The following is a 20,561-nucleotide window of genomic DNA, read 5'->3' on the forward strand; positions in this document are numbered from 1 at the left end:
ATACTTTTATTATATAACAAAAAAATCCTCATATAGAGGATTAAGCTGAAATTTTATATTTTTCAAATATATACAATACATCATTTACATTATAATTTGTAAATTTGTCATATGTTAAAGATTCTATTACTTTTTTTAATTGATATTCAAATTCATTAGAGTTATTTGATTCTGAATTGAAAGGACTTGTAACTATATTTAATTGTAATAACAACTCCCAAAATGTTCTATAACTTACTATATTTAATGTAGAAATAGGATAATCTTTAATAAATTTATTTTTATCTATATTACATGTTTTTTCATATAATTTTTTATTTATATCATTATTAGAATCCTTCAAAGACAACAGTCCTTCATAGTATTCTCTTGCTATTTTTTCTTTTATATATTTCATTTAAATACCTCCTTTAAATCCCCAAAATAAATCTCAAGAAGATTATAACATGAAAAGAAGGCTTATTTTATCGAAATATCAGTATTTACAAAATTTTAAGAATTAATTTAAATTATTGAGACATTAGCATCTAGTTCTTTGATCATTTCTTGCTTTGATGATAATATGATAAATTTTATCTTAGATTTATCTAATGAATTTAGCACATTTATTATCTCTTTTAATTCTATATTTTCTAATATATAGTCATTTAACAAAACATGTATACTCTCTTTTGTATTAATGGTATCAAGTTTTGAGACTATAACAGGAAATAGTTCTGATGCACTCATAAAACCTATTATAGATTTTACTTTTATTATATTTACTTTTCTTTCATTCATATATTCTATTAAATTATCTTCACTTAAAAAATCTTCCACTGATAATTTTATATGATATCTCTTTTCTATGTTTTCTCGATATGGAGAAGCTATAAATCTAGAATATTTTTCTTTGCTCCAAAATGAATCTAACAATACTATTTTTTTACCTCTTTTTGATAATTCTAAAATATATTTTTTAGCCTCTTTTTTAGCTTTACTAAAATCTTCATTAAAAAAAACTACATTATTATCATACATAATATCACTCCTAAAAATTATTAATGCTAGTTCTTAGTACCTGGTACTAATAGTATATGATATTATAACACATTTATGTGATCTATGTCGAGTTACTTATATTAAAGTGTTAGAGTGAATTGTTTTATGATATAATTTTATATTATAGACTAAAGGAGTGTAATTATTTGAGTTTCTTTGATAAATTATCAAATAACTTTGGTATAAAGCTTAATTCCAGACAAAAACAAGCAGTAGAACATAAAAATGGCCCTGCCCTAGTGCTTGCTGTTCCAGGTGCAGGAAAGACTACTGTATTAATATCTAGAACTGCCAATTTAATATTAAATTATAATATAAATCCACAAAGTATTTTATCTGTAACTTTTAGTAAGGCTTCTGCCTTAGATATGAAAATTAGATTTTCAAAGGTATTTGGCAATGAACTAGCTAGAAATGTGCGTTTTTCTACTATTCATAGTTTTTCTTATAGTGTTATAAAATATTATTCTAAAATAAACAATAAAAAATATATTCTAATTGAAGGAAAAAATTCTCCAGTAAATAAAATTGTACTGCTAAAAAAATTATATATGGAGTTAAATAATTCTCTTCCTTCCGAAGAAAAATTAGACGAGCTTTTAAACGCTGTAGGTTTTGTGAAAAATATGCTATTAAAGGAAGAAGAATTTTGCAAATATAAAAAATTAAATATAAATAATTTCAAAAAGATATATGCTAAATATGAAAGTTTCAAAAAACAAAATAATTATATAGATTTTGATGATATGTTATCTTTAACTATATATATACTTGAAAACAATCCTCTCATACTTAGTAATTTAAAAGATAGGTACCAATATATTCAAATAGATGAAGGTCAAGATACTTCAAGAGCTCAACATAAAATAATAAGACTTTTATCAGAACCTCGCAATAATATTTTTATTGTAGCTGATGATGATCAAAGTATATATGGCTTTAGAGGAGCCTATCCTGAATATTTGTTGGATTTTGAAAAAATATATACTAATGCAAAAAAATTCTTTATGGAGCAAAATTATAGGTCTAGTAATAATATTGTAGATACTTCAAATAAATTTATTACAAATAATACTATTAGATATACTAAAAATCTATATACAGAAAATCCTGATGATTTACCTGTTACTATTGTAAAATTCAAAGATGAAAAAAAACAATATGAATATTTATTTGAAAAATTAAAGAATAATTATAGTAATTCTGCCATTCTTTTTAGAAATAATATATCTACCATTGCTATAGTTGATGGACTCTTAAAAAATAATATAGGATTTTTTATAAGGGATACAAAATTAAATTTTTTCAATCATTGGATAGTTAGAGACATATCTTCCTTTATAAAGTTATCTTATGATGATACTGATATAAATAATTTTGAAAAAATCTATTATAAAATAAATGGATATATATCTAAAAAACAAATAAACTTTATCAAGGGTAAAGATAGTAATAAATCAGTATTTAATAGATTGCTTGAGTTTGATGATTTAAAATCTTATCAAAAAAGCAATATCAAAAGAATAAGGGATAAATTTCAATCTCTAAAAAAACTAAAATCAAATATAGCTCTTGATATAATATTATATGATCTAGAATATGATGAATTTTTAAGAAAAAATTCTAAAAGATATGGACAGTCCTATGAAAGTATAAAGATAATAATATCCACATTAAAACTTATATCTGAAGGTCTAATAAACCCTGCTCTTTTACTAGATAGATTAGATTATATAAAAAAATCATTGTATGATAATAGAGAATATAGTGAAGAAAAATTAAGATTATCAACCTTTCATTCTGCAAAAGGTTTAGAGTTTGAAAAGGTATTTATGGTAGATTTAATAGATAATGAATTCCCAACAAGCACTAGCATAGATGAATATGAAATGGGTAATAAAAACCCACTAGAAGAAGAAAGAAGATTGTTCTATGTAGGTATGACTCGTGCAAAAAAAGATCTTAAACTAATAACTTATAAATCACGTGATGGAGAAGAAGTTTATAAATCTAGATTTATAGAAGAACTAGAAAAAATACTTTCCAATGACTCAATGGGAATAAATAGTGGTGATAAAATAATCCATAAATCTTTTGGTAGAGGCACAATATTAGATGTAGATAGGGATATACTCACAATTAAGTTTGAATCTTTTGGTAAAAAGAAAGTATCATTAAGCCTTAGTATGGAAAATAATTTATTAGAGGTAGTATAAAAGACGGACTAAAGTTACTTTAGTCCGTCTTTATATTTACCAGCCTCCAGATGCGCCTCCTCCACCGGAAGAACCTCCTCCTCCAGATGAACCGCCACCTCCTCGGCCTGATCCTCCTCTACCTCTGCCTATACTTCTTATTAGCATATAGGTTAAGAAGCCACCAAAAAATCTAAAGTCTATGAATAACAATATTACTATAAGTAATCCAATAAATATTTTCTGAATGCTAGTAAACCCTTCTCTTTCGTCACTTGCTTCTTCTTGAAATTCATCTTTAGATTCTATTCCATTATACTCATTTTCTATTTCAGTAATTATATTATTAAATGCTAAAAGTAAACCTTCGCTATAGTTTTCATCTTTGAAATTTGGTTCCAGATAATCATCACGAATTCGTCCTACTTTTCCATCAGGTAAAGCTCCTTCTAAACCATACCCTACTTCTATCCTAAGTCTCTTTTCATTTGGAGCTACAAGTAAAAGTACACCATTATCTCCTTCTGAACTTCCAATGCCCCATTCTCTATAGAGTTCAACTGCAAATTCTTCTATTGAACGCTCCTCAAGCGAGTTTATAGTTGCTACAACTACTTGAGCACCATAATTTGCATATAAATCTTTATTTGTATTTATTATATGTTCCTCTACATTAGCATTTATTATATTGGCTTCATCATATACATAAAATTCATAGCTTGCTTCTGGAAGATCAAAATTTGATGCTAAGGATATATTAAAGCTAAATAATATAAATATTACAAGTAATAAACTAAATATCTTTTTTTTAATCATATTTTAACACCTATTCAAATTCAACATCAGGTAATTCTTGATCTGCCTCTGATACCTCAAAATATTCTCTTTTATCTATGCCAAATATACCAGCTACTATATTTGTTGGAAACCTTCTGATTTTTGTATTTAATACTTTTGCTGAGTCATTGTAATCTTTTCTAGAAACTGCTATTCTATTTTCAGTTCCTGCTAATTCATCTTGAAGTTGAATGAAATTTTCATTTGATTTAAGTTCAGGATATCTTTCTACTACTACATTAAGTCCTTGAAGTGCTGTTGTAAGTTCACTATTTGCACTTGCAGCCTCTTGTGGAGAATCTGCTTTCATTACCTTACTTCTTGCCTCTGTAACACCAATTAATACATCTTTTTCTTGATCTGCAAATCCTTGTACTGTGCTCACTAAATTAGGTATAAGATCTGCTCTACGTTTCAATTGATTTTCTACTTGAGCCCATGAACCATTTACCTCTTCATCTAATGATGCTAAATCATTATAGCTGCCTGCTAAAAACATAATAGGTAATAATATTATAGCAAGTACTACAATTAAAATTATTATAGTCGTTCTTTTCATTAAAATATCTCCCTTCACTAATATATATTCTTGTAATATATATATTATACTCTAAATAAGCTGTTTTACACAAATTTTTATAAAAAAAGTCCCCTAGATTCCGTATCTAGGGGTTTAAGTATAATCGGCAAGATATACTTTTAGTTATTACTATGGAATTGTGTAAATTATGAATTTATTTTTGCATATAGTATTGATAATGGGGGTAATGTCTTATTCAATACTGTATAAAATTACTTTTAATTGAGAGTCATTATCATCTCTATAAATATAATACCACACTTGATAATGATTATCAAGTACTTTTTAAAACTTTTTTATTTTATTTTTCTACTTCAAAATGACTTGTATCTCCATATAATTTTATATCAAATTCATCATTTTTTGCCTCAACTATAGTGAGACTAGTATTAGCTAACACTTTTTCTTTCCAAAGATTATCTATACTTCTTCCTTGTATATACATCATTATGATGGCTAAAACTATTCCATGAGCTACTAGAAGTACCTTGTCATTATCATCATATTTATTTTTAATTTCCTCTATTATAGGAATTACCCTATCATATACGTCTTGATATGATTCTCCACTTTCCATAGAATAGTCAAGAGGATTATTCCACAAATTATCAAACATTTGGGAATGATTCTTCTTTATTTTTTCTGCTTTAACACCTTCCCATTCTCCAAAATTCATCTCTTTTAGCCTATCATCTGTTATTATCTCTATGTCTCTATCACGCTTTATAATTTCTGCTGTATCATATGCTCTTTTTTGTGGACTAGAGTATATCTTAGAAAATTCTACTTCCTTTAATTTATCACTTAAATTTTTAGCATTATTTATTCCCCTTTCAGTTAAAGGAGAGCCCATGTGGCCTTGAAAACGTGCCTGAAGATTCCACTCAGTTTGTCCATGCCTTGTTAAATATAAGATTGTCATTTAATTACCACCTCTATGTTTTTATTCATATAACTATATTACCCTATTATATATTAAAAAACTAATATTTTATTCTGATTAATTCATATGTAATAGGATATATATGATACATTAGTGTATAATATAATTAATATAAATTTTAGGAGATGAAAATATGTCTAAAAACCCAATAGTAAATATTGAAATGAAAAATGGCGATGAAATAAAACTAGAGCTATACCCTGATATAGCTAAAAACACTGTAGATAATTTTATTTCATTGGTAAAACAAAACTTTTATGATGGTCTTATTTTTCATAGAGTTATAAAAGGCTTTATGATTCAAGGAGGATGCCCACAAGGAAGTGGTACAGGTGGACCTGGATACAGCATAAAGGGAGAGTTTAGTGGAAATGGAATAAAAAATGATTTTAAACACGACAGAGGAGTTATTTCTATGGCAAGATCAGCTCATCCTGATTCAGCTGGTAGTCAATTTTTCTTAATGCATAAAGATTCTCCACATTTAGATGGTCAATATGCATCATTTGGTAAGGTTATAGATGGAATAGATGTTATAGATAAGATAGCCGAATTACCAACAGGATCTAATGATAGACCTAAAGATGAACCCACTATCAAAAAAATGACTGTAGATTTAAATGGATATGAATTTGAGGAAGCTCAAAAGATAAAATAAATGAGATGCGAAAATTTTCGCATCTCATTTATTTTGTTTTATTTAAGAAAAATATTGCAAGTGTACCTGGCCCTGAATGAGATCCTATTGAACAACCTACCATATTTATTATGAATTTTTTAATTCCAAAATTTTCTTCCATCATTTCTTTTAATTGCATAGCTCTTTCTAAGTCATCCCCATGACTTATTGCAACTGTTTGATTCTTTAAGTCACTTCCTCTTTTATCCATTATATCAATCATTCTCTTTATAACTTTATTAGCACCCCTTATTTTTTCTATAGGAATTAATTTACCTTCTTCTACATCAAGAATTGGTTTGATACTTAAAAGTCCTCCTACAAAAGCTTGAGTTTTACTTACTCTTCCTCCTCTATGTAGGTATTCTAAATCATCTACAGTAAATATATGTTCCATATTTTTAGAAAAAAAGTCAACTTCTTCTAAAATTTCTTCCATTGACGCACCATTCTTAGCAAGAACTCCAGCCCTATGAACTATTAGTCCACATCCTAAGGATGCTGCTAATGTATCATATGCTTCTATCTTACAATCAGGATATTCTTCCCTTACTTCTTCCTTCATCAGATATCCTGTATTAAAAGTTCCTGATAATTCTGATGAAAATCCTATATATATTATTTCTCTTTCTTCTTTTACATATTTTGTGAATATTTCTTTAAATATCCCAGGCGAAACTTGGGCTGTCTTAGGAGCCTTGCCATTTTTCATAAGCTCATATAATTTTTTAGGTTTGATATCAATTCCATCAGCATATTCTTCATCATTGATTATTACAGATAAAGGCAATACATCAATATCTAGCTCCTCTATTACTTCTTGTGGCAAGTCACATCCACTATCAGCTATTATCTTTATATTCATACAATCATCTCCCAAATTTTATACTTCTTGATAAACCATTTCAACATGCGGTATATCATCTTCTAAATAAACATTTGATACCTTTTTAAATCCTAAATTTTCATAAAAGCCAATTAAATATTCTTGTGCTGAAATTCTAATTATATTATATCTTAAATTATTAGTTATAAAATTAATAGCTCTGTTCATCATATCACAAGCAAGACCATTGCCCCTTACATTTTTATCAACTAAGACTCTTCCTATTGAAGCCTCTTCAAAAGATATGCCAGCTTCTAATATTCTTGAATATGCTAATATTTTTTCATCTTCTTTTAAAAATATATGATAAGACTGCTTGTCTCTATCATCAATTTCTTCATATGGACAATCTTGTTCCACCACAAATACATCTATACGTTTTTTTAATATATCATATAATTCATCTTTTGATAATTCATCAAAAGATTTTATAAACCATTCCATTTAATCACTCCTAGAAAAATAATATTTATTATTAGTAATATATATGTATACTATTAAATAAATTATACTATAAGCTTATAATTCTTTCCATCATATAGATAAATAAGAGGTGATTTAATGAGTAAAATTTTCTTCATCAGAAAAAAAACATTATATTTATTAATAGGTGCTGGTATTATTCTATTAGCTATATTAATAGCTTCAGTATTTATTTAGTACTAATTAATAAGGCCCATATGGGCCTTATTTTTTATTGTTCATTTGTTACAAGTACTGGTAAATTTTTAAAAGCTACTGAAAGCATTAACTTTATACGATTTAATTGATTTACTTCAGATGCACCAGGATCATAATCTATTGCTGCTATATTAGATTTTGGATAAGACTTTCTTAATTTCTTTATCATACCCTTTCCTGTTATATGATTAGGAAGGCATGCAAAGGGTTGTAAGCAAACTATATTTTCTACACCCTCTTCTATAAGTTCTACCATTTCAGCCGTTAAAAACCATCCTTCTCCTGTTTGATTGCCAAGTGATAGATGCTTCTTAGCAGATTCTGCAAGTTCAGATATTTTTTTAGGGGATGTAAATCTCTTGCTTTCATTTAGAGCCTTTTTCATATCTTTTCGTAAAAATTCTATAGCTTTTATAGACATATTTCCTAAAAATTTACTTTTAAGACTACCAGATAAATTTTCATACTTAAAGTTATTGTTATAAGAAGAATATAAAAAGAAATCTAATAAATCTGGTACTACAGCTTCTGCTCCTTCTTCTTCCAATAATTCAACTATATTATTGTTTGCAGTTGGATGGAATTTAACTAATATTTCTCCTACTACTCCTACTTTTGGCTTTATAATATCCTCATCAATTTCAAAATTATCAAAGTCATTTACTATATTATAAATATTTTCTTTGAAATCTTTTTTATCTTCATTTTTTAAGCTTTTTTTACATTTATCCATCCAATAATCATATAATCGATCAGCTGAACCTTTTTTCTTTTCATATGGCCTTACTTTATATAATACTCTCATGAGTAAATCTCCATATACAAAAGATTTTACCATTTTAATTCCCATCTTTAAACTTACATCGAAACCAGGTTGCTCTTCCAAACCAGATGCATTAAGTGAAATAACAGGTATATGACTTAATTTAGCATCTTTTAAAGCTTTTCTTATAAAGGCTATATAATTAGTAGCCCTACATCCCCCACCAGTTTGAGATATTATAACTGAAGTTTTATCTAAATCATATTTGCCAGATTTTAAAGCATTCATAATTTGACCTACAGTAATAATTGAAGGATAACATGCATCATTATTTACATATCTAAGCCCCTCATCTATAGCTTTATAATCTACAGATGGTAATATTTCTAAATTATAACCCACACTTCTAACTGCTTCTTGTAATAGCTCAAAATGAATTGGAGACATTTGTGGGGCTAATATGGTATGAGTTTTTTTCATTTCTTTTGTAAATAATTTCTTATCTTCATGCTCATATAATCTTTTTGGAAGAAAGTTTCTTTTATCTCTTTCTTCTATGGCTGCTATGAGTGATCTGATTCTAATTTTTACAGCTCCTAAATTATTTATTTCATCAATTTTTAAAGATGTATAAACTTTTCCATATTGCTCTAATATTTCATTTACTTGATCAGTAGTTACTGCATCTAATCCACAACCAAATGAATTTAATTGTACAAGCTCTAAATTCTTACTTCTAGCTACAAATGAAGCTGCCCTATACATTCTGGAATGATAAACCCATTGATCTACTACTCTAATTGGTCTTTCAGTTTGCAAAAGATCATCTATTGCATCCTCTGGAATTACTGCAAAACCAAAGGTATTTATCATATCAGGTACTCCATGATGTATTTCTGGATCTATATGATAAGGTCTACCTGTTAAAACTATTCCCTTTAAATTGTTTTTATCAATATATTCTAAAGTCTTTTTACCTTGTGTTTTTATATCTTCTTTAAAATTATTTAATTCATTGTATGAATCTTCTACAGCCTTTTTAATTTCATTCTTAGATAAATTTTCATCCTTTAATTCTACTATTAATCTTTTAATTAACTTTTCTTTATTATCTAAGGGTAGGAAAGGATTATAAAATTTAATGTTTTTACTATCTATTTCTTCTATATTTGCTTTTAATGTTTCTGGATAAGAAATTACAATCGGGCAATTATAGTGATTATCTGAGTTTTTATCTTCCTTTATATTAAAAGGAATACAAGGATAAAAGATCTTTTCTATGCCTTTTTCTATTAAATCTATTATGTGACCATGAGCTAATTTAGCAGGATAACATACAGATTCAGATGGGATACTATCCATTCCCATTTCATAGATTTTTTTAGAAGATTTTCTAGATAATCTAACCCTATAACCTAATTTAGTAAAAAATGTAAACCAAAAAGGATAATCTTCATACATATTAAGGGCTCTAAGCAAGCCTATTTCACCTCTTATAGCTTTATCCTTTGAAAGTGGTTTATAATCAAATAATCTTTTATATTTATATTCATATAAATTTGGTATATGATTATTTATCTCTTCAAGCCCAGCTCCTCTTTCACATCTATTTCCAGAAATATATTTTCCATTATCAGAAAAATGATTTATGGTAAGCAAACAATTATTTCCACAAAGTTCACATCTATCTATGGAAGTTTCTATGGTAAAGTTAGCTATTTTTTCTCTATCTATTAAAGTAGATTTATATTCTTTTTTATACCTTTCTTTTGCAATAAGTGCTCCTCCAAATGCTCCCATTATACCAGCAATGTCGGGTCTTACTACTTCTCTTTCAGATATGATTTCTAATGCACGTAGTACAGATTCATTGTAGAAAGTTCCACCCTGAACAACTATTTTTTCTCCTAAATCTTCTGGAGATCTAAGCCTTATAACCTTATATAAGGCATTTTTTATAACAGATATTGAAATTCCAGCTGATATATCAGCTATTTCTGCACCTTCTTTTTGAGATTGTTTTACTCTTGAATTCATGAAGACGGTACATCTACTGCCTAAATCTACAGGTTTTTTAGAAGACAATGCTTCTTTTGCAAAATCTTTTATATCCATATTTAATGATTTAGCAAAAGTTTCTATAAATGAGCCACAACCCGAAGAACAAGCTTCATTTAACATAATAGAATCAATAACTCCATTTTTTATCTTCAAACTTTTCATGTCTTGGCCACCAATATCTAATATAAAATCTACACCAGGAAGAAAAAATTCTGCCGCTTTATAATGGGCTACTGTTTCTATTTCTCCTATATCTATATTAAGTGCTGATTTTATAAGATGTTCTCCATACCCTGTAACTGTTGAATTTACAATCTTAGTTTCTTCATTTAATTTTACATATAAATCTTTTAGAGCTTTTATACTCGAATTAAGGGGATTACCTGTATTACCACCATAATAAGAATATAAAAGCCTACCTTCATCATCTATTAATGCTACTTTTGTAGTTGTAGAGCCTGCATCTATTCCAAGATATGCATTCCCTTTATACTTTTCTAAATCTCCTCTTTCTACCTTGTTTTTTTCATGACGTAACTTAAATTTATTATAATCATCTTCATCTTTAAATAATGGCTTTATATTTTGTACTTCACCTTTGTTCATTTTGTATATGCCAGGTACTTTTTCATATAAACATTCAAAAGGTACTGGTTCTTGCTCTCTTGAAGAAAGTGCTGCTCCCATGGCTACAAAGTATTGTGAATCAGGAGGAAATATAACTTCTTCTTCACGAAGTTTTAATGTTTCTATAAATCTCTTTCTAAGCTCAGACATAAAATAAAGTGGTCCTCCTAAAAATGCTACACTTCCCCTTATGGCCTTTCCTTGGGAAAGTCCACTTATAGTTTGATTTACTATTGCTTGGAGAACTGAAGCTGCTATATCTTCTTTTCTCGCACCTTCATTTAGCAAAGGTTGTATATCGGTTTTTGCAAAAACCCCACATCGTGATGCAATAGGGTAAATTGTCTGATAATTCTTTGCAAGTTCATTAAGTCCTGCTGCATCTGTTTCTAGGAGTGAAGCCATCTGGTCTATAAATGAACCTGTGCCTCCTGCACAAGTACCATTCATCCTTTGTTCTAATCCTCCTCCTAGATAGGTTATTTTTGCATCTTCACCTCCTAGTTCTATAGCTACATCAGTTGTTGGAATATACTTTTCTATGGAACTAGTACATGCTACTACTTCTTGTATAAACTCTGTATTTAAGTTTTTGGATATAGAAAGTCCACCAGAGCCAGTTACTAGGACAGTTATTTGTTTTTTATTTAGTACTTCCTTTGCATCGGCAAATATTGATATTACTGATTTTTTTATATCTGAAAAATGTCTTATATAATTTTTATATAGTATATTAAATTTAAAATCTAATACTATTATTTTTATAGTAGTAGAGCCTATATCTAATCCAACATTTAATATATCGTACATAATCTTTCCCTCCATACACAAATAACATATTTTATTCTACTTTAATAATATTATTAAAGTTTGTCATTAATGCTTATTTGCATATACCAAAAATATATTTAATTTTTAACTTCTATTTCTTCTTCATCTACTTGGACTTTTGGTATAGCTAAATAAGTAAGTGTTTCTTCTATTATATTCTTAGATACTGGTGCTGCTATTACTCCTCCAAAATGACTAGCTTTATTAGGTTCATCTATTACAGTTAAAACAACTAATCTTGGATTATTTATGGGCGCAACACCTACAAAAGAAGCAACATATTTTCCATTTACATATTTACCATCTATAGCCTTTTGGCTTGTACCAGTTTTTCCTCCTACTCTATATCCTTCTATATATGCATTTTTGCCAGAACCTTCTGATACTACCTTCTCCATAATTTCAAGCATTGTATCTGCTGTTTTTTTAGATATTATTTGTCTTTTATAAGTTTTTTTTGTTTCTTTTATAATATCCCCTTTATCATCAACTATAGATTTAACAATATTAGGACTCATCATCTTCCCTTCATTTGCTATAGCAGATATGGAAGTTATAAGTTGAATAGGAGTAACTGCTACTCCTTGTCCAAATGACATTGTAGCTACATCTACATCCTTCATTGTTTTTTTAGATTTGACAATTCCCCCTATTTCAGACGGTAGTTCTATGCCTGTTAAGTCACCCATACCAAAAGCTCTAGCATATTCTACTATTTTTTCTTTTCCAAGTCTAAGTCCTAATTCTACCGCTACCTCATTGCATGAATTTTTGAGGCCTTCTGCTAAAGTTTGTTCTCCATGAGCCTTCATACAAGTTATATTGCCTGGAACTTGTGTAACCTTACCATCACAAAAAAACTTTTCAGTGGTATTTGCAAGTCCTTCTTCTAAACTTGCTGCTGCAATAAGTAATTTGAATGTAGAGCCTGGTTCATATATTTCAGATACAAGTGGATTTTTCCACATATCATATAATGTATCTTGCTTTTCTTCCCATGATTTTTCATTAAATGCTTCTTTTATATCTTTGCCTATATCTATCCAAGGAGAATTTAGATCATGGTTTATACTCATTCTGCTATTAGGATTATAATCAGGTTTGGAAGCCATAGCAAGCATTTCTCCTGTTTTTGGATCCATAACTAATACAGAAACTCTTTTTGCCATATTTTCTTTTAGAGCCTGCTCTGCTCCAGTTTCTGCAAAATATTGAATTCTTTCATCTATAGTAAGTACAATATTTTCTCCATTTTCAGCTTCATGTTTTTTTTGATAATTATAAGGTAATTCCATCATATTCCCATCTACAGTTTTAATCCATCTACCAGGATTACCCATCAAAGTTTCATTAAAATGACTTTCAATACCATATTGTCCAATTCCATCTCTATTTGTATTACCTATTACTTGAGATAAAAAGTTGTCAAAAGGATAGTATCTTTTACTTACTTCATCAATACTTACACCTATCAAGGCTTCATCTTTTAATTTTTCTGCCTTTTTTATATCTACATATCTCTCTATCTCACTCCAATCATTATCTGATTTAAGTGCTTTTTCTATTTTTTCTTTTTCTATATCTAATATGTTTGATATCTTTTTTATATATTTTTCATGATTTTTTTCTGATATTTTTCCTGGCAAAACAGATACAGTATATAAAGAAAGATCTGTAGAGAGTTTTTTTCCATTTCTATCGTATATATCTCCCCTATCTGGTTTTAAAACTACATCCCTAGTCCATTGATGAACAGCCTTTGTGCTAAGGCTTTCACCTCTAACAATTTGCAAATATCCAACTCTTACAATAAATCCAAATATTAAAATTGATAATAACAATGAAGATTTCATAATTCTATTTTTAACAATTTTATTATACTTTTTTTTGTTCATGATTTTCCCCCATCCTTATATATATTTTACCACAGCATTATAATTTTTTCATCTTTTACAATAAATAATAGACCAGTTAAACTGGTCATTTTATATAAGTTTTGACTATTTATTTTATTTTTTTTATTTCTATAAAGGTCTTATCATTTGAATCAATATCATATTGAACATATAGTACTATTTTTTTATAATCAGGGGAAATCTTAGCATCTACATTTAATGTGTTCTCTCCATATTCTTCTTGAAAGTTAATTAGTTCTTTTATCTTTAAATTATCATCTGATATATATATTCCTTCATCTGATATCATATAAATATTATCTTTATATTCACTATAACTATATAAATAACCTATCTCTTTGGTTATTATATCTTTTTTATCTATTTCTGTGATATTTATACTTCTTATATCCTTATTTGAATCCATAAACAATAATATATTATTAGAAAATAATTTGATAGGTGTGATTTGATGTACAGGATAGTCATCAGTCATATCTATTCCTGAGTCTAAAACTTCCTTTCTTTTTTTAGTTTTAATATTAATATATTCTATTTTTGCTTTAATCTGTGTCCAATCATCCTCTAATAATTTTTGAGCATTTTCAGCCTTTGTAGTTTCTACTATAATTTTCTCATTATCTCTAGACCAATGCACTCTTGATGTAGTTAATTTATCTTTTAAATCTATTATTTTGATTTTTTTTGTTTTTACATCATATATGCCTATTTTATCAGATAAAAAATATTGGATTTCTAAATCATTTATTACATAATCTTTATATTCATTTGATTGAATTAAAAAAGTAAGCTTTTTACCATCTTCTGACCAAGTAGGTAAAGTCAAAATACTATTATCTATATTTATTTTTTTCTCTATTCCTTTATTTGCATCTATGATATTAATTCTACTATTATTACCTGGTTCTTGAGATACAATATGAGTAGAATCTGGACTCCAAGTAGCTGCGATATATGAATATACATAATCAATATCAGGAATATAATTTGCAAGTTCATATTTGTTTTTTTCTAAATCATAAATAAATCTTTCGTTCCTATCTCCTTTGTCATTTGGTACTCCATTTACTATTACTTTTTTACCATCTGGAGAAATACTATACCATTCTTGCTTTTTAGAAATCTTTGTTTCTTTTTCTTTATTATCCATATAGAAAAGTCCATTAAAACCGTCATTAGAATATATTATACCATCTTTATTTGCTTTAGCCCATTCCCATATAATACCCTTGATATTGAATTTAGCTTCTATTTTTTCTTCCTTTGTACTATAGTCATAGATTATATTTTCTATATTCTCATCTTCAAAAGTATAATTAAACCTTAGAGTGTTCTTATCAAGCCAAGATAAAGAAGTAATGGGATTTATGGTATCCAAATTTGCTTTTAAATATATACTATTTCCATTCTTTTTTATATGTATATTTTCATCCCCTTGAACACTTTGCTTTTCTTCTTTTTTACTTTGACTTTCAACTTCATTCATTTCTTTTTCTGAACTAAAAAGACCACTTAGTTTTTCTATATCTTTAATATCTAAAGTAAGTGAGAATATGAGAACTATGGTTATAAAAGAAAATATAAGAAGCATTTTTTTGTCTTTCATCTATTCACCCCCTATTTATAATATTTAATTTATTCTTTTTTAATACATATTTATTTATACCCATACTACTTTTTTATATAGATTACATTTAAATTAAATAAAAAACCAATTTCATTTCAACAATGAAATTGGTTTTTTATTTATAACTTTTAATTATGGATAGCATCTTCTATTTTTTTACTTGACTGAGCTTTAAGACATTCTAGATGATAACATTGTTTAATCTTTATGTCATAAATCATTTCTTTATCCGATGGATTTTTCCCACAAATATAGCATTTAGGTTCACTTTGAATAAATTTCTTTAATATACCCATATTCTTTCCTCCATTTTACACTGAAAATAGATATTCCGGTCATATCTATTTTTGCTATCCGGGAACATAAACTCATTTATATTTAAGAGTTTTGCCATCGGAGTTTACTTGTTCTTATTATAATATAAATATATAAAAAAAGCTATCTATTACAGATATTTTCTTTGTCTCATCATCTCAAATGCTAATACAGAGGTGGCAGAAGTTGCTGCCAGTGAAATTTTTTCACTTCTTCCATATGGTATACTAATTATTGTATCAACTTTATCTAAAAAAGAACGAGTAATTCCTCTTTTTTCTCCTCCAATAAGTAAAAATATAGCTTTCTTAAAATCTACATCATATAAAGATACAGAGTTTTTATTTGATGTAGCTGCTATCTCAAGGCCCTTACCTTTGAAAAACTCTGCTGCAGAGGATATATCCTCTGCTACAGCCATATCCATAAGCTCTGTAGTCCCAGCTGATGCTTTAGCTACAATACTAGTAGCTTCCATCCAATTTCTTGGATTTACTACTACTCCATCTACCCCTGCTAAATAAAGACTTCTTACTGCATATCCAAAATTATATGGATCTTCTATGCCATCTAACATAACAATAAATGGATTTTCTTTTCCTTTTATAAGTTTCTCAAGAGAGACAAAGTTTTTTTCTCCTGCTATAGCAATAATTCCACCATGAGTCTTTCCCTTTGTCATATCATCTATAAGACTTTCATCTACTTTTTTTGTCTTTATACCTTTTCTACCTAACCATTTTTCAAACTCTCTAACCCTTCTACTATCTTTATCTTTATCTATATATATCTTGCTAATTCTTCTACTTTTAGCCTTAATAGCTGCTTCTATTGATAATTTTCCTTCTAATATATATTCTTTATTCATATAATCACCTCTTATCCTTTATTGTTATTAATATCTTCTAATACTCTTTTTTCATATTCTCTTCTAATATCTTTTATAATAGTATTTTTAGCTGAATTATATTCTTCTTCATCCACTATTCCTATAGGCAGTACTCCTATTGAAGTTCCACTCATAAAAAGCCCATCTATTTCTTTTAACTCTTCCTTTTTTAAGTTCTTTTCAATTACAATTACATTCAAGTCTTCACATGCCTTTAATATATTTGCCCTTGTAACACCTAAAAGTACATCTCCTTTTGGAGCAGTATAGATTTCTCTTCCTTTAACAAAAAACATATTTGAGCGACTTCCCTCTGTAATATATTCATCTTCATCTATAAGTAAAGCTTCAAATGCATTTTTTTCTTCTAATTTATATTTCACCATATTTTTAAAATCATTATTTACCTTTTTAATATTAGGATTATCACGCTCAGCTTTAAGTGTTATGACCTTTACCCCTTGATCATATACATATTCTTTAGGATAAGAACTTCTTATAAAATAAAATACAGATTCAAAACCATCCTTATAATAATTAAATATTATTTTTATATTCATATTTTCTACTTTATTTTTTTCTATAAGTTTATAAATATTTTTATTTATTTCTTCATCAGTTATTTGAGATTTATAACCTAATAATTCAATAGATTTTTCAAGTCTTTGTATATGTTCTTCTAAAAACAATGGGGCTCCATCTATAACTCTTATAACTTCATAGACTTTTTCACCTGAGCTTAACTTTAAATCTTTATCACTACATATTTCATTATTATAAACAAAAAACTCACTAAATGTATTTATATTCATTTAAAAACCACCCTTCTTTTAGCTTATAAGCTTAGTATACCAAATATAGAACCATTATAAAATAAATTTAATTTTTATATTTACAATTATAGTTTATATGTTATAATTAAATCAAAAGATATTGTATACAATATCCAGTATCTAAAAAATAAGTATATTTTATAAGAGGTTTTACTAAGTCAACTACTTATGACTAAAGTCACAAGCTTGTAACTCTCCAGTGGTTTTAATGCCTTTAGGCTCCCATCTTTTTTCACTTTAAAAGCGTGAGGTTACATTAGGGCAGATTGACTGCTACCCAGACAATATCAGTTATACTGATTTTGTCACTTCAAAGATGTACTCTATTCCTTTTCTCTGAAGATTCATTGCTCCTATTCTATCATCATTAGATTTATAACCACATTTTTTACATAAGAATTTATGGTTTTTCTTATCTCTATTACTTTTATTTATGTGATTACACTTAGGGCATTCTTGTGATGTGTATTTTGGACTTACGGCTATAGTCATAGATTTATTAAGCTCTGATTTATATTCAATCATTTTTCTAAGCTGATAGAATGACCATGATACATATACATATTTATTCTTTTTATTTACCTTTTCTGTAGCATTTCTTATGCCAGTTAAATCTTCTATAACAAAAAGGGTGTTTTTGCTGTATTCAGTAACGAGTGCCTTTGATACTTGATGATTTACATCAGTTATCCAACGGTTTTCTCGATTACCTATAGCCTTAAGTCTTCTCCTTGCTGAAGGAGTACCTTTTTGTTGTAAAGATTTTCTTACTCTTTTATAATGAGCTCTTTTATCTTTTATATGTCTACCTTTAAAAAATGTGGTTTTACCCTTTAAGTCATAAGAAGTAGCTATAAAGTTAATACCAAAATCAATACCTACTATTTCATCAATGTTTTCTTCTTTAACATCATCAAATTCTTTAGTCATAGGAATGTGTAAAAAGAATTTACCATATTTATTTACAAGTTTTGCAGTACCAAATTTCCATGTACCATCAAAATATTTCTCCATTTGATTGATTTCAAAAGGAACTTTAATTCTTCCTTCTAAAGTATTTACAGAAAACACACCTTTAACTAGGGAATAATCCCTATTCCAAACAAGATCATACTCCGGTTTTTTAAAATTAATTAGATTGTATTTATGCTTATTACTCCTTGTACTTTTATATTTAGCTATTGCTGTTTTCATAACATATTGAGCCATTTGAGATCTCATAGAATACTTTTCTTTTAAAGTTTTATATACTATTTTATGTAAGCTTGTTTGAACTAAATTTTTAGTTTCAAAAACTATTTCAGACACAAAATTACAAGCTCTACTATATGCAAAAACAGTATCCATTATTAAATTAATCTGATTAGAATCAGGACTTATCTTAATTTTAGCAGTTACAGTTACTTGCATATCTTTACCTCATTTTTCATCTATATTTCATTATCTATATTATATCATACCTTAGGGAACATACGTACTAATTAATTAAAAAATGTAGACTTTTCATCTCATAACTAAAGTCACAAGTATCCAAGTCTAATTCATAGCCATTAAATGAAAATGTAAATATTATATATTAAAGAAGTGGTTTAAACCACTTCTTTTTTGTATGCTTCTATTCTTGCCTAAGTGCCTCTAATACACTTATCTTAGCTGCCTTGTTTGCTGGGTATAATCCTGATAGTACTCCTACTATTGTAGAAAATACAATAGCAAATAATGCTAGCCATATTGGGATTGATGTTATATTAGCTTCTAGTCCGTTCATAAACATCTTAGCTACATTATTGATTATAAATGATAATATATAGCTTAAAATCAGCCCTGCAGTTCCTCCTAATAATCCTATAAATGTAGCTTCATATAAAAATTGTTTTCGTATATCTTTTATGGATGCTCCTATTACTTTGTTTACACCTATTTCTTTTGTTCTCTCGTAAGTACTCATTATCATTGTATTAGTTATACCTACAGCTGCTACAATGAGTGCTATACTTCCAATTCCCCCTAGAAATAGTTGTAAAAATTTAAATACACTACCTACTTGTTCTATCATATCCTTTGTTGAATAAGCCATGTATCCTTTATCAGTAATCTCCTTTGATAGTCTATCTATCTCGTCCATATCTTGAGCTACTACTCTGATGTTAGAATATCCCTCTTTTTCAATTATGTCTCTAGTTTTTTGCTTTTCTTCTACCATAGCTACTAATTCATCTATATCCATTACTGCTGAATAATCTTCTGCTCCTCCAGTAGATTTTAATATTCCTGTAATTCTAGTACGATATTTTTTTAAAGTATTATCTTCTTCTGATTCTGAAAATCCATCTGAAAAACTGATAGAAGAAGAACTTCTTAATAAATCTTTTTCACTTTCTTTAGAAATCTGTTCTGCAAGGCTTGATCCCAATATAATAGAGCTATTCCTTGGGAAACGCCCTTCTTTTAATTCATATCCTAATTCATCAATTTCTTTTGTATCAATACCTGTAAAAGTAGCTCCTATACTTTCTCTACCTATATTTAATTCACCATAGGTTTGATATATAGGAGTAACTGCTTTTACTCCATCTAACTGCTTTAATTCATTTACATTTTCTTTTTTTAATATCTTTATACTATCCCCCTCAGTAGGACCCATACTCGCTCCAGGATAAACTTCAATACTTGTCATATTTCCACCTTCAAATTCACCTGTAACGCTTTCTTCAAGTCCTACTCCTAATGAAACCATGGTTATTATGCCTGCTGTACCTATCATAATACCTATAAGGGTTAATATAGTTCTAAGTTTTCTTCTCCATAAACTCATCCAAGCAAATTTTATTATATCTTTATCTATCATATTATTCAT

17 protein-coding genes are annotated in these 20,561 nt (G+C 27.8%); 2 read left to right on the forward strand and 15 right to left on the reverse strand.

The window, feature by feature from the left end:
* Window positions 1–40 precede the first annotated feature (40 nt).
* Together ACTHUW_RS00425 and ACTHUW_RS00430 are read right to left on the reverse strand one after the other, a co-directional pair.
* Window positions 41–397 carry a hypothetical protein gene (locus ACTHUW_RS00425; protein WP_442197143.1) on the reverse strand — a complete coding sequence of 119 codons (357 nt, stop codon included), beginning with the start codon at window positions 395–397 and terminating at the stop codon, window positions 41–43.
* Window positions 398–504: 107 nt separating this feature from the next.
* Window positions 505–1,020 carry a hypothetical protein gene (locus tag ACTHUW_RS00430; protein ID WP_442197142.1) on the reverse strand — a complete coding sequence of 172 codons (516 nt, stop codon included), beginning with the start codon at window positions 1,018–1,020 and terminating at the stop codon, window positions 505–507.
* Between the two features lie 167 nt (window positions 1,021–1,187).
* Here ACTHUW_RS00430 and ACTHUW_RS00435 point away from each other — a divergent pair, with 167 nt between their 5' ends.
* Window positions 1,188–3,257 carry an ATP-dependent helicase gene (locus ACTHUW_RS00435; RefSeq protein ID WP_442198957.1) on the forward strand — a complete coding sequence of 690 codons (2,070 nt, stop codon included), beginning with the start codon at window positions 1,188–1,190 and terminating at the stop codon, window positions 3,255–3,257.
* 36 nt (window positions 3,258–3,293) lie between these two features.
* Here ACTHUW_RS00435 and ACTHUW_RS00440 read toward each other — a convergent pair whose 3' ends face one another.
* The 3 genes from ACTHUW_RS00440 to ACTHUW_RS00450 all read right to left on the reverse strand — a co-directional run bounded on the left by ACTHUW_RS00440 (window position 3,294) and on the right by ACTHUW_RS00450 (window position 5,575).
* Window positions 3,294–4,052: a TPM domain-containing protein gene (locus ACTHUW_RS00440; protein WP_442197140.1), complete on the reverse strand. Its 759-nt coding sequence runs from the start codon at window positions 4,050–4,052 to the stop codon at window positions 3,294–3,296.
* 10 nt (window positions 4,053–4,062) lie between these two features.
* On the reverse strand, window positions 4,063–4,632 hold the full coding sequence (locus ACTHUW_RS00445) for a LemA family protein (protein ID WP_442197139.1): 570 nt from the start codon (window positions 4,630–4,632) through the stop codon (window positions 4,063–4,065).
* 322 nt (window positions 4,633–4,954) lie between these two features.
* The gene (locus ACTHUW_RS00450; RefSeq protein ID WP_442197138.1) at window positions 4,955–5,575 is read right to left on the reverse strand and encodes a histidine phosphatase family protein; all 621 of its coding nucleotides are present in this window, start codon (window positions 5,573–5,575) and stop codon (window positions 4,955–4,957) included.
* A gap of 154 nt (window positions 5,576–5,729) precedes the next feature.
* On the opposite strand from ACTHUW_RS00450, the gene ACTHUW_RS00455 reads away from it, so the two are divergent.
* Window positions 5,730–6,254: a peptidylprolyl isomerase gene (locus ACTHUW_RS00455; protein ID WP_442197137.1), complete on the forward strand. Its 525-nt coding sequence runs from the start codon at window positions 5,730–5,732 to the stop codon at window positions 6,252–6,254.
* A gap of 28 nt (window positions 6,255–6,282) precedes the next feature.
* Here the strand turns inward: ACTHUW_RS00455 and ACTHUW_RS00460 are convergent, their stop codons facing one another.
* From ACTHUW_RS00460 to ACTHUW_RS00505, 10 genes are all read right to left on the reverse strand, one after another.
* The gene (locus ACTHUW_RS00460; protein WP_442197136.1) at window positions 6,283–7,140 is read right to left on the reverse strand and encodes a DegV family protein; all 858 of its coding nucleotides are present in this window, start codon (window positions 7,138–7,140) and stop codon (window positions 6,283–6,285) included.
* Between the two features lie 18 nt (window positions 7,141–7,158).
* Window positions 7,159–7,605: a GNAT family N-acetyltransferase gene (locus ACTHUW_RS00465; RefSeq protein ID WP_442197135.1), complete on the reverse strand. Its 447-nt coding sequence runs from the start codon at window positions 7,603–7,605 to the stop codon at window positions 7,159–7,161.
* Window positions 7,606–7,855: 250 nt separating this feature from the next.
* Entirely contained in the window at window positions 7,856–12,103 is a 4,248-nt protein-coding gene (locus ACTHUW_RS00470) for an acyl-CoA dehydratase activase-related protein (protein ID WP_442212251.1), read from the reverse strand.
* A gap of 98 nt (window positions 12,104–12,201) precedes the next feature.
* Window positions 12,202–14,019, reverse strand: coding sequence for a peptidoglycan D,D-transpeptidase FtsI family protein (locus tag ACTHUW_RS00475; RefSeq protein WP_442212253.1), 1,818 nt, complete (start codon window positions 14,017–14,019; stop codon window positions 12,202–12,204).
* A 109-nt stretch (window positions 14,020–14,128) separates the two neighbouring features.
* Window positions 14,129–15,646, reverse strand: a complete 1,518-nt coding sequence (locus ACTHUW_RS00480) for a hypothetical protein (protein WP_442212255.1) — start codon at window positions 15,644–15,646, stop codon at window positions 14,129–14,131.
* A gap of 149 nt (window positions 15,647–15,795) precedes the next feature.
* Window positions 15,796–15,963, reverse strand: a complete 168-nt coding sequence (locus tag ACTHUW_RS00485; protein ID WP_442197131.1) for a hypothetical protein — start codon at window positions 15,961–15,963, stop codon at window positions 15,796–15,798.
* A 149-nt stretch (window positions 15,964–16,112) separates the two neighbouring features.
* Window positions 16,113–16,850, reverse strand: a complete 738-nt coding sequence (locus ACTHUW_RS00490; RefSeq protein WP_442212257.1) for a TrmH family RNA methyltransferase — start codon at window positions 16,848–16,850, stop codon at window positions 16,113–16,115.
* 11 nt (window positions 16,851–16,861) lie between these two features.
* On the reverse strand, window positions 16,862–17,683 hold the full coding sequence (locus ACTHUW_RS00495) for an aminotransferase class IV (protein WP_442212259.1): 822 nt from the start codon (window positions 17,681–17,683) through the stop codon (window positions 16,862–16,864).
* A 312-nt stretch (window positions 17,684–17,995) separates the two neighbouring features.
* Window positions 17,996–19,114: an RNA-guided endonuclease InsQ/TnpB family protein gene (locus tag ACTHUW_RS00500; protein WP_442212261.1), complete on the reverse strand. Its 1,119-nt coding sequence runs from the start codon at window positions 19,112–19,114 to the stop codon at window positions 17,996–17,998.
* Window positions 19,115–19,319: 205 nt separating this feature from the next.
* Window positions 19,320–20,561 (reverse strand): ABC transporter permease, encoded by a 1,242-nt coding sequence (locus tag ACTHUW_RS00505; protein WP_442212263.1) that lies wholly within the window; start codon window positions 20,559–20,561, stop codon window positions 19,320–19,322.

Origin of the sequence: Senegalia sp. (in: firmicutes) (assembly GCF_052088025.1) — a bacterium.
Classification (GTDB): domain Bacteria; phylum Bacillota; class Clostridia; order Tissierellales; family SIT17; genus Anaeromonas.

Bases quoted from the DNA above. Each gene is read 5' to 3' on its own strand.
- ACTHUW_RS00470 (WP_442212251.1), bottom strand. From the start codon at position 12,103: ATGTACGATATATTAAATGTTGGATTAGATATAGGCTCTACTACTATA.
- ACTHUW_RS00425 (WP_442197143.1), bottom strand. From the start codon at position 397: ATGAAATATATAAAAGAAAAAATAGCAAGAGAATACTATGAAGGACTG.
- ACTHUW_RS00430 (WP_442197142.1), bottom strand. From the start codon at position 1,020: ATGTATGATAATAATGTAGTTTTTTTTAATGAAGATTTTAGTAAAGCT.
- ACTHUW_RS00445 (WP_442197139.1), bottom strand. From the start codon at position 4,632: ATGAAAAGAACGACTATAATAATTTTAATTGTAGTACTTGCTATAATA.
- ACTHUW_RS00480 (WP_442212255.1), bottom strand. From the start codon at position 15,646: ATGAAAGACAAAAAAATGCTTCTTATATTTTCTTTTATAACCATAGTT.
- ACTHUW_RS00465 (WP_442197135.1), bottom strand. From the start codon at position 7,605: ATGGAATGGTTTATAAAATCTTTTGATGAATTATCAAAAGATGAATTA.
- ACTHUW_RS00440 (WP_442197140.1), bottom strand. From the start codon at position 4,052: ATGATTAAAAAAAAGATATTTAGTTTATTACTTGTAATATTTATATTA.
- ACTHUW_RS00475 (WP_442212253.1), bottom strand. From the start codon at position 14,019: ATGAACAAAAAAAAGTATAATAAAATTGTTAAAAATAGAATTATGAAA.
- ACTHUW_RS00505 (WP_442212263.1), bottom strand. From the start codon at position 20,561: ATGAATAATATGATAGATAAAGATATAATAAAATTTGCTTGGATGAGT.
- ACTHUW_RS00490 (WP_442212257.1), bottom strand. From the start codon at position 16,850: ATGAATAAAGAATATATATTAGAAGGAAAATTATCAATAGAAGCAGCT.
- ACTHUW_RS00460 (WP_442197136.1), bottom strand. From the start codon at position 7,140: ATGAATATAAAGATAATAGCTGATAGTGGATGTGACTTGCCACAAGAA.
- ACTHUW_RS00485 (WP_442197131.1), bottom strand. From the start codon at position 15,963: ATGGGTATATTAAAGAAATTTATTCAAAGTGAACCTAAATGCTATATT.
- ACTHUW_RS00455 (WP_442197137.1), top strand. From the start codon at position 5,730: ATGTCTAAAAACCCAATAGTAAATATTGAAATGAAAAATGGCGATGAA.
- ACTHUW_RS00495 (WP_442212259.1), bottom strand. From the start codon at position 17,683: ATGAATATAAATACATTTAGTGAGTTTTTTGTTTATAATAATGAAATA.
- ACTHUW_RS00500 (WP_442212261.1), bottom strand. From the start codon at position 19,114: ATGCAAGTAACTGTAACTGCTAAAATTAAGATAAGTCCTGATTCTAAT.
- ACTHUW_RS00450 (WP_442197138.1), bottom strand. From the start codon at position 5,575: ATGACAATCTTATATTTAACAAGGCATGGACAAACTGAGTGGAATCTT.